The sequence below is a fragment of the Coprococcus sp. TF11-13 genome, from assembly GCF_003481085.1.
In the GTDB taxonomy this organism is placed as follows: Bacteria; Bacillota; Clostridia; order Lachnospirales; family Lachnospiraceae; genus Coprococcus; species Coprococcus aceti.
Window position 1 is genome coordinate 639,737 of sequence record NZ_QUKK01000001.1, and the last position, 15,701, is coordinate 655,437.

5 protein-coding genes are annotated in these 15,701 nt (G+C 41.7%); all 5 read left to right on the forward strand.

Annotation, left to right across the window (positions count from 1 at the left end):
- Window positions 1-34: 34 nt before the first annotated feature.
- The 5 genes from DXD11_RS02815 to DXD11_RS14675 all read left to right on the forward strand — a co-directional run bounded on the left by DXD11_RS02815 (window position 35) and on the right by DXD11_RS14675 (window position 15,629).
- Window positions 35-1,345 carry a DUF512 domain-containing protein gene (locus tag DXD11_RS02815; RefSeq protein ID WP_118757732.1) on the forward strand — a complete coding sequence of 437 codons (1,311 nt, stop codon included), beginning with the start codon at window positions 35-37 and terminating at the stop codon, window positions 1,343-1,345.
- A gap of 25 nt (window positions 1,346-1,370) precedes the next feature.
- Window positions 1,371-2,693: a ribosome biogenesis GTPase Der gene (gene der, locus DXD11_RS02820; protein WP_118757733.1), complete on the forward strand. Its 1,323-nt coding sequence runs from the start codon at window positions 1,371-1,373 to the stop codon at window positions 2,691-2,693.
- 2 nt (window positions 2,694-2,695) lie between these two features.
- Window positions 2,696-3,355, forward strand: coding sequence for a glycerol-3-phosphate 1-O-acyltransferase PlsY (gene plsY / locus DXD11_RS02825; RefSeq protein ID WP_118757734.1), 660 nt, complete (start codon window positions 2,696-2,698; stop codon window positions 3,353-3,355).
- A 375-nt stretch (window positions 3,356-3,730) separates the two neighbouring features.
- Complete coding sequence (locus tag DXD11_RS02830; protein WP_117548926.1) at window positions 3,731-4,720, forward strand: NAD(P)H-dependent glycerol-3-phosphate dehydrogenase; 990 nt, start codon at window positions 3,731-3,733, stop codon at window positions 4,718-4,720.
- Between the two features lie 217 nt (window positions 4,721-4,937).
- A complete protein-coding gene (locus DXD11_RS14675) occupies window positions 4,938-15,629 on the forward strand; it encodes a Cna B-type domain-containing protein (protein ID WP_118757735.1) in 10,692 nt (3,563 codons plus the stop codon).
- Window positions 15,630-15,701: the final 72 nt, after the last annotated feature.

Consider the following 15,701-nt stretch of genomic DNA (forward strand, 5'->3'; position numbering starts at 1 on the left):
TGATCCGTAGACAATTAATATAGAAGAGGAAATTATGGAACATATTGTAAAGGAAATACTTGAGGGAAGTATAGCTCAGGAGATGGAGATCGAACCGGGAGATAATATTCTGGCGGTCAATGACCACCCTATAGAGGATATATTTGACTATCAGTATCTCATAAATGACGAATATATAGAACTTCTCGTGAGAAAGTCTGACGGCGAGGAGTGGCTTCTGGAGATAGATAAGGATTATGACGAGGATCTAGGGATTGTTTTTGAAAATTCCCTGATGGATAATTACAAGTCTTGCTATAACAAGTGCATATTCTGCTTTATCGATCAGAACCCGAAAGGTATGAGAGACACTATATATTTCAAGGACGATGATTCCAGACTGTCATTTCTTCAGGGAAATTATATTACCCTTACTAATATGAAGGAAAAGGATATTGACAGAATAATCAATTATCACCTTGCTCCGATAAATATATCAGTGCACACTACCAATCCCAAGCTGCGCTGCAGTATGCTGAACAACAGATTTGCCGGTGCCATACTTGACTATATAAGGAAATTTTATGAAGCTAGTATTCCTATGAATGGACAGATAGTTCTGTGCAAGGGGATAAATGACGGGGAGGAATTGTGGCGTACGATCTCTGATCTTATGGAGTTTGTTCCTGTTATGGAGAGTTTGTCCGTGGTTCCTGTCGGTTTGTCAGATTACAGAGATGGCTTGTTCCATCTTGAACCGTTCAACAGAGAGGACGCCTGCGAGGTTATTGATATAATAGAACATTTTCAGAAAAAGGCATTTGAAAAGCATGGCACACATTTTGTCCAGGCAAGTGATGAATGGTATATAAATGCCGGCAGGGATTTCCCTGAGGCTGACAGGTATGATGGCTTTATCCAGCTTGAAAATGGTGTGGGCATGGTGAGACTGCTCATGGATGAGTTTGATGAAGAGTGGAGCTGCGTAGAGGGCGATGACAGAGAGTATGAGGTGTCCATGGTTACTGGAGTGCTCGTATATGATTCCATAAAGCTCCTTGCTAACAGGATCCCTGAGAAGTTCCCTAATGTGAAGGTGCATCTGTATAAGATCATTAATGATTTCTTTGGACACAGGATAACTGTAACAGGATTGCTTACGGGCGGTGATATAAGAAAACAACTCACAGGAAAGCCTCTTGGGCAGCGTCTTATACTGCCTTCCAATACTCTTATGGCGGATGAGCCAAAATTCCTTGATGATGTGACGCTTGCAGAGCTCACAGATGCTTTACAAGTCGATGTTTGTATTGTAGAATCAAGTGGTGCTGATTTTATTCATGCAGTAATTGGCGATGATATGTAATTAATTATATATGGAGGAAGATAGAATGAGTAAACCTATAGTTGCCATAGTGGGCAGACCCAATGTAGGTAAATCAACTCTGTTCAATGTGCTTGCCGGAGAAAAGATATCCATAGTTCAGAATACACCGGGAGTTACGCGAGACAGAATTTATGCTGATATCAACTGGCTGGATTACAATTTCACTCTGATAGACACAGGAGGAATTGAGCCGGAGTCAGACAATATTATACTTAAGAGCATGAGAGAACAGGCAGAGATAGCCATAGAGACAGCGGACGTCATCCTGTTCATGACGGATGTCAGACAGGGAATGGTTGATGATGATGTCAAGGTTGCCGATATGCTCAGAAGATCCAAGAAACCTATAGTTCTCGTTGTCAACAAGGTAGACAGCTTTGAAAAGTTCATGCCGGATGTGTATGAGTTCTATAATCTTGGACTTGGAGATCCACATCCTATATCAGGTTCATCCAGACTTGGAATAGGAGATATGCTCGATGAGGTGGTATCACACTTCAATGAGTCTGCAAAGGATGACACGGAGGATGAGAGACCTAGAATCGCCATCATAGGAAAGCCAAACGTAGGAAAATCTTCTATAATTAATAAGCTTCTCGGTGAGGACAGGGTTATTGTATCAGATATAGCCGGAACCACAAGAGATGCCGTGGATACAGAGATCGTCAGAAATGGCAGAGAATATGTATTCATAGACACAGCGGGACTCAGACGAAAGAGCAAGATTAAAGAGGATATAGAGAGATACAGTATCATAAGAACAGTATCAGCGGTTGAGAGATGTAATGTTGCAGTCCTCGTAATAGACGCAACGGAGGGAATAACCGATCAGGATGCCAAGATCGCGGGAATCGCACATGATCGTGGCAAGGGAATGATAATAGCTGTGAACAAATGGGATGCCATCGAGAAGAATGACAAGACCATATATAAGTTTACAGAGGAGATCAGAAACAAGCTTTCATACATGCCGTATGCGGAACTGCTCTTCATATCAGCCCAGACCGGACAGAGACTTCCAAAGCTGTTCGAGACCATAGATGCTGTTATAGAGAATCATTCACTCCGCATAGCTACTGGTGTTCTGAATGAGATTATGAGTGAGGCGGTTGCTATGCAGCAGCCACCATCAGATAAGGGTAAGAGACTTAAGCTCTATTATATTACCCAGGTGTCAGTAAAACCTCCTACATTTGTCATATTTGTAAATGACAAGGAGCTTATGCATTTCTCATATACACGTTATATAGAGAACAGGATAAGAGAATCCTTTGGATTCAGAGGTACACCTCTAAAATTCATAATCAGGGAGAGGAAAGAGAAGTAGTCATGGAGATGTTGATTAGAGCTATATGTCTGGTTGGGGGCTATGGAGTAGGACTCATTCAGACAGCGTATATTTACGGCAGGATAAAAGGTGTTGATATAAGAAAGTATGGAAGTGGAAATGCGGGAACGACAAATGCACTGAGAGTTCTTGGAAAGAAAGCTGGACTGATAGTTTTCCTGGGGGATTTCCTCAAAGGAATAATCGCCTGCTCACTGACACATATCATACTTGGCCAGTTAGGTATAGGTGATGCATACATGTTCGTACTGTATACAGGACTTGGAGTTGTGCTTGGTCATAACTTCCCATTCTATATGCAGTTCAAGGGCGGCAAGGGAATTGCTGCCAGCGGCGGAATGATAGTAGGTCTGTGGGACTGGAGATTGGTAGTGATACTCCTTGCAGCGTTCGTTATAAGTGTTGTGATAACAAGATATGTATCGGTTGGATCACTTACGATCATGATCGGATTCTTCATATTATACACAGTATTTGCAATTCATGGAGATTATAATTTCACATCGAATGCCAAAATGATCGAAGGAATAATCATGGCGGGAATCATAGCCGGAATGGCCGTGATAAGACATTGGCAGAATATCAAGAGACTGATAGCGGGAACAGAGAATAAGTTGTCGTTTGGTTCTAAGAAGGCTTGATGGAAAGCGGAAGCGAATAGAGAGTTATTGAATACCCTCCTTACTGGATAAACCAGGAAGGAGGGGGTTTTTTTGTAGTGAGCAACGTTTTATAGATGTCTGGATAAAATAAAATCAGATAACATAATGAGTATACATAAAACTGAGATTATGGTTATGTGATATTTATACGCAGTGAAAAGTGTATTAAAAACCGTTGAATAGAATAATGTGAGTTTACATAACTGGACAAAAATCTAAAAATACAGTAAAAAATTGCAAAAACATCCATGTATTGTCACTATGGACTGGATTAAATGATGAAAAAAAGTTAAAATAGAAAAAGTGATTCAAGGATTGAAAAAAGAAATATAAATATTTTGGAGGTATTTTACGATGAAAATAGGTGTTCTTGGAGCAGGTGGATGGGGTTCTGCACTTGCTAATCTGCTGGCAGGAAATGGACACGAGGTTATAGTGTGGTCTATAGATGAGAGAGAGGTTGCCATGCTCAAGGAATTTCATGAGCAGAGAGACAGACTTCCGGGCGTTATACTTAACAACAGTATTGAATATACAACAGATGCGTCAAAGGCTGTTATCGGTCAGAAGATGATAGTGTGCGCAGTGCCTTCTCCGTTTGTCAGAAGCACAGCAAAGAGCATCGCTGACAAGGTGAGCGACGGACAGCTTATCGTGAATGTCAGCAAGGGAATAGAAGAGTCCACACTCAAGGCTCTCGTGGAGATCATTGAGGAAGAAATTCCACAGGCTAAGGTGGCTGTCCTTTCGGGTCCGTCACATGCAGAGGAAGTAGGCCGCGAAATACCTACAACGGTAGTTGCCGGTGCCCGTGATATAGAGATTGCAAAGACGATCCAGAACGCATTTATGAACGATTATTTCAGGGTATATACAAGCACTGATGTGACTGGTATTGAGCTGGGTGGTTCAGTGAAAAATGTAATAGCTCTGGCAGCCGGAATATCAGATGGACTTGGACTTGGCGACAACACGAAGGCTGCTCTTATGACCAGAGGAATGGCGGAGATCATGAGACTTGGACTTGCCATGGGCGCAGATGTCAAGACGCTGTCAGGACTTTCAGGAATGGGAGATCTTATAGTTACATGTACATCCAAGCACAGCCGTAACAGGAATGCCGGTTATCTCATCGGTCAGGGAAAGACCTATGAGGAGGCTATGGCGGAGGTCAAGATGGTTGTTGAGGGTGTTTATTCTGCCAAGGCAACACTGGCACTTGCCAGGGAGCATGGGGTTGAGATGCCTATCGTTGAAGCAGTCAATAACGTATTATTTAATGGCATGACGGCAAAAGAGGCTCTCACAGAGCTTCTCAACAGAGACAGAAAGAGTGAATTGTAATCGATTATATTTTATATGTTTGATATATTTCGATAGATTATGCTGCCGAAGAATAGTAGTACAAAATCACCTAATAATTAAACGATAAAGTAAATGTGAACAAAAAAGCAACAGAAAACTGTTCTTTTTGTTCACAAACTGTTTACAATTACCATGTGTTATGATAAATTTAAAGCAAGTTTGTAATTCGAAAAATAATTAGAAAAGAGGTATTACAATGGCAAAAACTACGAAAAAGCTTATAGCACTGCTGCTGGCGGTAGTTATGATAACTACGTTGATTTCGCCTTCTAATTATAGTTGGTCAAATGCGGCCGAGACGAGAGGAGGAGACGCATACGCCACGGCTACTGATTCGATAGCAATGCTGTCGAGTGCAGCAGTAACCGGAAATCTTGAAGATTATATTACTGGAGCTACGATTGCTGATAAAGCAGGTAATATATATGGTAGCAGTTCCAGACCGTCCACAACGCCGCTTCCTGTAGATCCAAATGATCCTACAAAAGCCGGTGTAGATATCCAGATGTCTATGGATATAGTGTTCCCGGAAGATGTTGTTAATAGCATATTGGAGTCTGGTGAAGATGCAACATTTACTTATACGATGCCGGATACCATAAAGTTTAATTCCGATATTCTGAATGAGGATATAACTGATGGAAGTGGTAACAAGATCGGTTCGTATTCAGTTGTGAACGGAGTCCTTACTGCGACTATCAATCATACAGCACTCAAGGGGGGAGCCCAGCTCAAGGCTTTCTTCAAGGCGTGGATCGATATGGATCTCACAAAGTACAATGAGAAAAACCAGGTCGAGAACAAATTCACAAGCACTGTGATTGTGACTGTGGATGTGGATTTCAAGCCTGATGTGGATGTGAAGAAGACCGCATCCGAGGGTAGAGTTACAGATCCTAAGGATGGATATGTATACTTTGACTATACCGTAGAAGTTTCATCCAATCATGGAAGTGCCAGTGAGGATCTGAACTTTAGTGATGTTATAGCCAACGACATAGCAGGTGTCACACCTGAAGTTACAGATATAAAGGTGATCAAGTCTGACAACACAGACTGCAGCTCATCACTCACATATAACAGTAGTACCTCTACTATAGAAGGAACTCTTCCTGCACTCGGTGCAAAGGAGTCATATAAGATAACCTATACAGTAAAGAGTAAAGTCGATGATCTTTCTCAGGACGTGATCAATCTGAACCAGAGCAATATCGCGGAGGCTAAGAATTCAAAGGTTGATGATAAGGATCAGACCAACAAGGGCTACAAATATGTGAAGGACGGTGCCACAGATCTCAAGGTTACAAAATCCTCAGATGGTGTGAGCAATTATCCTGACGATCACAAGATAGTTTACAAGTACAAGGTTATAGTAAGTTCTGAGTATGGAAGCGATGGTGATATTACACTCGATGATATTCTTGCAAATGAACTTGACTCAAAACTTGGATCTGATGCCAAGAGATCAGTACAGAATGTTACATGCAAGCTCAAGGACAGCAACGGACAGTACACGGATGTCACAGCAAATGGATATGTGACTCCTGCAACAGGAACCATAGGAAATGGTGAAACAGTTATAAATGGAAAGCTTCCGAAGCTTGACGCTAATTCACAGTATGAGATCACATACGAGGTTGTTGTCTCAGATATTGCCGATGACATCGGAATCATAAATGTACACAATAAGAATGGTGTAGACGTGTCAGATGATTCACATGACGAGCATACTGATAACGACAGCAGTACATGGTACAATGCCGGCAAGTCTACAGCATCCATAAGTAAGACCGGTTCACTGTCAGGTGACAAGTCAACCATAACATGGACAGTAACCGTGAATGCGGATAAGAAGAAGAATCTGACAGGAATGTCAGTATCGGATATACTCACAAAGAATGGAACAGAGCTCACAGACGAAAAGACGTGCAGCGTATCCATAAATGACACAGATGTTTCAACCACTATCAATCTTCCTGCAAGCTTTGTGGAAGAGAATGGTAAACTTTATTTGACAGATGGAACTTCAAGGGTTGAGGTGACAGAGAACAAATCCAAGATCGTGTTCATCTACACAACAGATTCATCCAAGCTTGATAAGCTGACTGATGTTTATAAGAATGTAGCGACAATAGAGAAGAACGGAGTTACGGACAGCGCCAAGGCGACTGTAGAGGTGGCCGGTGATTCAATAAAGAAGGAATTCGTATCAGAGACGGAGAACGATGATACATATACCCTTGCATGGAAGTCTACAATATCTGGTGTTGACAAGCTCAATGCGAATGATACATATACTGACTCTGTAACATATGATAATGGAGCACTTCCAAAGCATTACTTTACGGCAGATCAGATAAACGGACTTACAATAGCTGGCCTTACAGAGGAAGTTGACTACAAGGTAAAGGTAACATACGCTGACTTCTCAAATGTATGGGGGCCAAAGTTTGCAACTGTTGACAGTGTTGCAGATGTTCCAGCATCATCTGACAACTACATAATGGGATATACAATAGAATTCCTCAGAGATATAACAGGTACAGAGGAGAACCCGATAGATTATGTTATCACATATAATACGACAGTAAAGTCTGACAGCAAGTATACGGCAGTCAATAAGGGTACTCTTACTATTGATGGTTCATCCAAGACATCACAGGATTCACATCCTGTATCTGGAATACCCCAGGGTTCTATAGTAGAGAAGTACAGCTATACCAATGGCGCTGACGAGAAGGAGAGTATTGTCGGATATGACAAGGCCAACAATGTGTTCGTATATAAGGTAGTTCTCAACGGTGACTTTGCGTATGGAGATGGAGACAGACTTTCCTTTACAGATACACTTCCGGCAGGAACTGAGCTCGATACTACATACCTTAAGCGTGATATGCTTCCAGGGGGTGTAGGAGAGACTGTTGGCCATGCTGGAATATATTTTGTTTCTTATTATGCAGATAATAAGACGAGACCTCAGACAGGTGCATATAATTATATAGAGAACTTTAATTTGGCAAGCAACAGTATTAGTTTTGACATAAAGTCACTTGAGTTTTATACCAGAAATGTCAAGGTTGTTGTCTACTATGCAGTCAAGGTCACAAAGGATATATCATCCGTTGTTGGTGGCAGTGACGTGGAATTCACCAACAATTGTTCGGCAACAGTTGTCAGAACCGACGGTTCAACTAAGACCAAGGATGACAGCGCAAAGGTTACTGTGACTGGACCGAATATTACCAAAACTGCAGGAAACTATGATAATGACACCAACAGTATTGAATATACTGTGTATATCAATGAGAAGGGTGAGGCTCTTGGCAATACAGGATCCATAACTGTAGTTGACAAGTATGACTACAGCAATGCGGCTGCAGTAAAGAGAGTATTTATCAAGGATGGTTCGCTTAAGCTTCTGTACGCAGATACAGGCGCTGAAGTTCCGGCGGACAAATACAGCTATACATATGCAGATGATACGACAGCTAAGATGTCTACACTGACACTCACCATGCCGGATGAGACAAAGTTTATCCTGAAGTATACATATACTCTTGTATATACAGGTAAGCTTACAGCGGATGTTAAGAACAGCGTTGGTATTCTTGGATCTACAAGTTCGGCAGATTCGTCATCGACGGACACGAACATCAATGATCAGGATTCATCAATGGGAACTGATACAGAGCAGTTTAATCTTTCGATAATAAAAACTGACTCTATAATGACAGGAATCAAGCTTGCTGGTGCGAAGTTTGAGCTTTACAGATATGGTGATCCAAACAACAGTGCAGACACTAACTGGAATCTCATGGTACCTGGAAGCGATGAGGAAAGAGTAACTAACGAACAGGGAAGACTTACATTATCAAGTTTGTATTATAATTACTATTACAAGCTTATAGAGGTGGAAGCACCTGAGGGTTATGAGAAGCTCACAGATCCTATATACATATATGAGAACAATATCTCATCCAGCCTGACAGGACCGAAACCTGCTGAGGTGACAACTGATTCTATCTCAGACATAGTCCTTGACAGCAAAGGTTCACAGGATTATACACTGCCAGTAGATAACACTCCTGAGAACAGAAAGATAACTGTTAAAAAGGTATGGAAGGATGCCGCAGGTGGAACACTGAAGGATATTCCGGTTGACAGTATAACAGTTAAGGTCTATGCATCAACTAATCCATCAAGTTACGACAAGAATACAGATCCTGTTGTAAAGACAATTACCTTAAATAGTGCAAATAAGTGGACAAGCGATGAGATAGAGCTTAAAGTAGCTGATGCAAATGGCAACTACCTCTACTACTTTGCAGAAGAGGATTTTGATAATGCTGATTACCAGGTCACAATAAGTAATAATGGAACAGCAACCGGAACGATCACCATCACGAACACCAACACAAAGGTGACAAATGAGACGATCGATATTCCTGTAACCAAGAAGTGGGATGACAGCGACAACATTCTGTCAGCAAGACCAAAGAACATCAAAGTTACACTTGCCACAGAGGATGCGGCGGGCAATATAACAAAGATCGTTGACAAGACACTTACACTCAATGATTCAAATAACTGGAGTGGAACATTTACAGATCTTGACAAGAAGGATGACGCTGGCAATCTGATTAACTACACAGTTGTCGAGAATGATGTGAATGGCTATACAGGAAAGCTTGAACTCACAAAAGATGAGAATGGAGTGGTTACGGCTGCAGAGCTTACCAACACACTGAATGTTGGAAAGATACAGATCGCCAAGCTGTTTAGTGGGGATCTTGATGATACAAAGCTCACAGATGCACAGAAGAGACAGATCACATTCACAATCGCAGGTCCAGATGGATATAATGGACCAACATCAGTTACATATGATCAGTTCACCGCTGGAAGCTACGTTGTAAAGAATGCTCCATATGGAACATATACAATAACAGAGACGAATGCTGCATTTGACGGATATAAGAACACAGTTACATATGCTGTAGGTGCTTCAAAAAATGATACAGATGCCACTGTAGAGATATCTTCAGATGCTACATCACTTGTGACCATTACCAATACCTATACTGCATACGTCAATATAAGCGGAACCAAGGTATGGGATGACAATGACAATCAGGATGGTCTGAGACCGAATAACATAACTGTTATTGTTAAGAATGGTGATACGGAAGTTGACAGGAAAACGGTTACACCTGATGCAGCAGGAAATTGGGCATACAGCTTTGAGAATCTTCCTAAGTATGATGCGGCAGGCAAAGCGATCGCATACACTGTATCAGAGGCAAAGGTAACTGGCTATAATACTCAGATAACCGGCAGTATAGAGAGCGGTTTTACCATCAAAAACACTCATACACCTGAGACAATTGACATTGAGGGAACCAAGACCTGGGATGACAATGATAATCAGGATGGTAAGAGAAAAGATGCTATCACAGTCAGACTCTATGCTGATGGCAGTGAGATTAACTCAGAGAGTGTAACTGCAGCAAAGGGCTGGAAGTACAAATTTGCAGATCTTCCAAAGTACAGAGGTGGTAATGAGATAAAGTACACCATCACTGAGGATACGGTTGAGGATTACAATACTGATATCAATGGATATGATATTACCAACAGTTATACACCTGGAAAGACAAGCATCTCAGTACTCAAGGAGTGGAATGATGCTGATAACCAGGATGGCAAGAGAGCTACAAGCGTAAAGGTTAAGCTTGTGGCAAACGGTATCGATGTCACGAACTCTGAGGTTACACTGAGTGCTGACAATCAGTGGAAACATACATGGAATGACCTTCCACAGAAGTCCGGCGGAAAGAACATAACATACACTGTTAAAGAGACTAGCATTATCGATGGATATAGCGCCAAAGTCACAGGCGATGCCAAGACAGGCTTTGTAGTGACTAATAGTCATAAACCTGAGACTATTGATATCGAGGGAACCAAGACCTGGGATGATAATAATAACCAGGATGGCAAGAGACCTGATAAAATCACAGTCAGACTTCTTGCAAATGGAACTGAGACCGCAACAAAAACAGTGACAAAGTTAGAAAATTGGAAGTACAGTTTTACAGATCTTCCAAAGTACAGCGATGGACAGGAGATAAAGTATACCATCACAGAAGACAGCGTAGAGGGGTATACGGCAGTTCCAAATGGATATGATATTACAAACACACATGTTCTAGAGGTTACAGATGTTAAGGTTACAAAGATCTGGAACGATGCTGGAAATCAGGATGGTAAGAGAGCAACAGAAATCAAGGTTAAACTGTATGCTGATGAATCAGAGGTCGCTGGCTCAGAGGTAACTCTTAAAGCAGATAACAACTGGACGTATACATGGAAAGATCTTGCAGTTTATAAGAACGGTACGGCTATAGCTTATACAGTAGATGAGACCACCACAGTGACCGGATATACGAAGAAGGTCACGGGTGATGCCAAGACAGGATTTGTCATAACAAACAGCTACACACCAGAGACCATTGATATAGCTGGTGCAAAGACATGGGATGATGCTAACAATCAGGATAGAAAGAGACCTGAGAGCATCACTGTAAATCTTCTTGCGGATGGTCAGTTATACAAGACAAAGACTGTTACAGCAGAGGAAGACTGGAAGTATAGTTTCAAAGATCTTCCAAAGTATAGCGGTGGCAACAAGATCATTTATACAATCACAGAGGATGCGGTCGGTGATTATGCAACCGTAATAGACGGATATAACATTACAAACACATATACACCGGCAAAGACAAGTGTATCAGTCACAAAGAGCTGGGATGATGCAAACAACCAGGACAGAAAGAGACCTACGAGTGTAACGGTTCAGCTGCTTGCGAACGGAATAGCAGTAGATGGCTCAGAGACTATATTAAAAGCAGATAACAACTGGACATATACATGGATAGATCTTGATGTGAACAAGGATGGAGCTCCGATAGCTTACACTGTAGAAGAAACAGATATTACTGAAGGATATACTCCAGTGATAACCGGAGATATGACAACAGGATACACAGTTACGAACAGCTACACACCAGAGACGACATCGGTAAAGGGTGTTAAGATCTGGGACGATGGCGAGAATCAGGATGGTATCAGACCTCCAAGTATCACAGTCAACCTGATTGCAAACGGAACAAAGATCAAGAGTCTTGAAGTCACAGCAGCAAATGACTGGAAGTTTAGTTTCACAGACCTTCCTAAATATGCAGATGGATCAGAGATAACATACGAAGTAACTGAGGATGCTGTTTCCGAATACACTACAGCTGTAACAGGAGACGCAGAAAACGGATATACATTTACCAATAGTCATACGCCTGAAACGATCAATATAGAAGTAACAAAGACCTGGAACGATGCAAACGATCAGGATGGCAAGAGACCAGGAAAGATTACGGTAAATCTTCTTGCAGATGGAGACATATATGCTACGAAGGAAGTAACTGAGGCAGATGGTTGGAAGTACAATTTTACGGATCTTCCAAAGTACAAAAATGGCAATAAAATCACGTACACCATCACAGAGGATGCTGTTGATGATTATCAGACACTTGTCAATGGATATGATATCACGAACAGTTATACACCTGGAAAGACCAGTGTATCAGTTACAAAGGCCTGGGATGATGCTGATAACCAGGATGGCAAGAGAGCTAGAAATATAAAAGTAAGACTTCTTGCCGACGGAAACGTAGTTGCAGATTCTGAGGTGGATCTTAGTGATGCCAACAACTGGAGTCATACATGGAGTGATCTTGATATCAACAAGAATGGATCACCTATTGAATATACTGTTGAAGAGATTACATCGGTTGAAGGATATGCAACAGTTATCACAGGATCTGCGAAGACCGGTTATATCATCAAGAACAGCTACACACCAGAGACAACTTCAATAAGTGGTAAGAAGATATGGAATGATGCAAATGATCAGGATGGTAAGAGACCAGGAAAGATCACAGTAAATCTTCTTGCAAACGGAGTGAAGGTGGATGATAAGGAAGTTACAGCTGCGAACGGCTGGAAGTACAGCTTTACAGATCTTCCAAAGTACGCAGGTGGCAACGAGATCACATATAGTATCACAGAAAATGCTGTTGAGGATTATCAGACACTTGTAAATGGATATGATATCACGAACAGTTACACACCAGGAAAGACAAGTGTATCAGTTACAAAGGCTTGGGATGATGCCGACAATCAGGACGGCAAGAGAGAGAGTTCAGTAAAGGTTGAACTTCTTGCTGATGGAACTCCTGTCGTTGGATCAGAAACAACTCTCAGTGCTGACAACAACTGGACATATACATGGGCAGGACTTGATGTCAAGAAGAGTGGTGTGAATATCGTCTACAGTGTAAGAGAGATAACCGCAATTGATGGATATACAACCACAGTCACAGGCGATGCTGAGACAGGATTCACAATAAAGAACAGCTATACACCAGAGACGACATCAGTGAGCGGCAGCAAGACATGGGATGATGCGGACAATCAGGACGGCAAGAGACCTGGAAATATCAAGGTAAACCTTCTTGCAGATGGCAGTGTATATGCTACAAAGACGGTAACCGAGGCAGAAAACTGGGAGTATAGTTTTACAAATCTTCCAAAGTATAGAGATGGTGGAATTCAGATCAAGTATTCTGTATCTGAGGTTGATGTACCAGAATATACAGGTGTGGTTACAGGTTATAATATCACGAACAGTTACACACCGGGAAAGACAAGTGTATCAGTTACAAAGAAGTGGAGTGATAACGATAACCAGGACGGCAAGAGAACACCTAGCGTAATGGTTCGTCTTCTGGCTGATGGACAGGTTGTAGCTGGCTCTGGGGTAACACTCAGCGAGGCAAATAACTGGACACATACATGGAACGCTCTTGACGAGAAGAAAAATGGACAGACCATCGACTACACAGTTGAGGAGACTACAACTATAGATGGTTACACAACAGTCATAACAGGAAATGCAGCTGATGGATATGTGGTTGACAATCAGCATACACCTGAGACAATCAATGTATCAGGCACTAAGACGTGGGTTGATGACGATGATCACGATGGTCAGAGACCAGATTCGATAACAGTTAAGCTTCTTGCAGATGGTATTGGTATAAAGAGCCTCGTGGTTACAGCAGATACTGACTGGAATTACAGCTTTACGGATTTACCAAAGTACAGAGATAATGGAACCATGATCAAGTATTCTGTATCAGAGAATGCTGTTTCGGGATACAAGGCATCTGTTACTGGATATGACATAACAAACACATACAAGCCAAATGTTATAAAACTTACCAAGACCATAAATGGAGATATTACAGCAGATGATGCAGCGGCAAATGTAACGTTCAATGTTACAAACAATGCAGGCTATAGTAAGCTCATAAAGCTTACAGACCCTGAGGTGGCAAAGCTCGGAAATGGCAAGTATGAGATAACTCTTGTAAATGTGCCGGATGGTACATATACAGTTGAGGAAACATCATATGCATATGATGGAGCAGCGGTAACAGTCAGCTATACTGTGGATGGAATAGACGGTGAAGGAACAGAGGCATCCGGAATAACACTTATTGGTGGAAATACAGCCGATGTAGAGTTCGTTGATACCTACAAGCTTGGCACTGTCAAGTTCACTAAGGCTGGACTTTATAAGGAGTCATGTGCTGAAGACCCTGATGATGTAAAAATGCTTGATGGTGTAGAGTTTGCGCTCTATGAGGGTACAGATACAGAGTGTGAGAATTCTGTAATGACAGCAACAAGTGTAAATGGTGTTGTGACATTCAAGAATCTTAAGATTGGTACGTATCTTGTAAAAGAGAGTAAGACTATCGGAGATTATATTATCGATAACACAGTCTACACAGCAGAGGTAACAGAGGCAAACATTGACACTTATGCAGTGTTAAATGGTGTTCAGGATAACACACTGATAAATGATCTTCCTAGAACAGATCTCAAGATAGAGAAGGTTGCAGAGGAGAACAATGGCATTAAGCTTCCAAATTCAGTATACGGACTCTACAAGGAGAACGAGAATGGTGAGGAAGAGCTTGTCGCTAAGGCTACAACAGACAGCAACGGAGTTCTCAAGTTTGACGGTATTTTGATCGGCACAGAGTATACGATCAGAGAGATACAGGCGCCGGATGGATACTATGTATCTGAACAGCCAATATCAATCAAGTTCAAGAAAGATGAGAACGGAAAGATCACAGTTGATTCATTTGACGGTGGTTTCAATACTGACACTGGTAAAGTTACAGCCCGAGTTGATGATAATGGAAATATCACATGGCTTGAGCCTTCAGTAAAATACAGCTTTGAGAAGGTGGATGAGGACGGTAACCCTGTGAAGGGTGCAACACTCAGAATTGAAGATGCTAATGGAAAAATGATTGATGAGTGGGTAACAGATGGCAGTGTACATGAGGTAAACAAGGTACTTGTGATCGGTAAGACTTACACACTCATAGAGGTCAAGGCTCCATCTGGCTATGACCTTGCAAAGGATATTGAATTTACAGTATCTGATGATAAGGTTGCAGCCGGTGAGGATATTGTAGTGACTATCACAATGGTTGATAAGAAGACAACAACGACCGAGACTACGGAAACCACAGAGACTACGGAAACCACAGAGACAACCGAAACCACAGAGACAACCGAGACAACACAGACAACTGAGACTACTGAAATAACAACAGAGGACAAGAACAAGCCGGATACTGGTGACAGAGCTCCTGTTGTACCAATAGCAGTTGTGCTCTTAATAAGTCTTGCCGGATGCGGTGTTATTGTGGCATCTAAAAAGAGAAAAGATAATCAGAGCAGCAAGTAATACAAAGCTGTGACATGTCCCCCGGGAATATCACCTTATATGGTGGTATTCTGGGGGATTTTTTTGTTCATA

Excerpts from the sequence above, each read along its gene's own strand:
- DXD11_RS02815 (WP_118757732.1), top strand. The coding sequence starts at position 35 with ATGGAACATATTGTAAAGGAAATACTTGAGGGAAGTATAGCTCAGGAG.
- der (WP_118757733.1), top strand. The coding sequence starts at position 1,371 with ATGAGTAAACCTATAGTTGCCATAGTGGGCAGACCCAATGTAGGTAAA.
- plsY (WP_118757734.1), top strand. The coding sequence starts at position 2,696 with ATGGAGATGTTGATTAGAGCTATATGTCTGGTTGGGGGCTATGGAGTA.
- DXD11_RS02830 (WP_117548926.1), top strand. The coding sequence starts at position 3,731 with ATGAAAATAGGTGTTCTTGGAGCAGGTGGATGGGGTTCTGCACTTGCT.
- DXD11_RS14675 (WP_118757735.1), top strand. The coding sequence starts at position 4,938 with ATGGCAAAAACTACGAAAAAGCTTATAGCACTGCTGCTGGCGGTAGTT.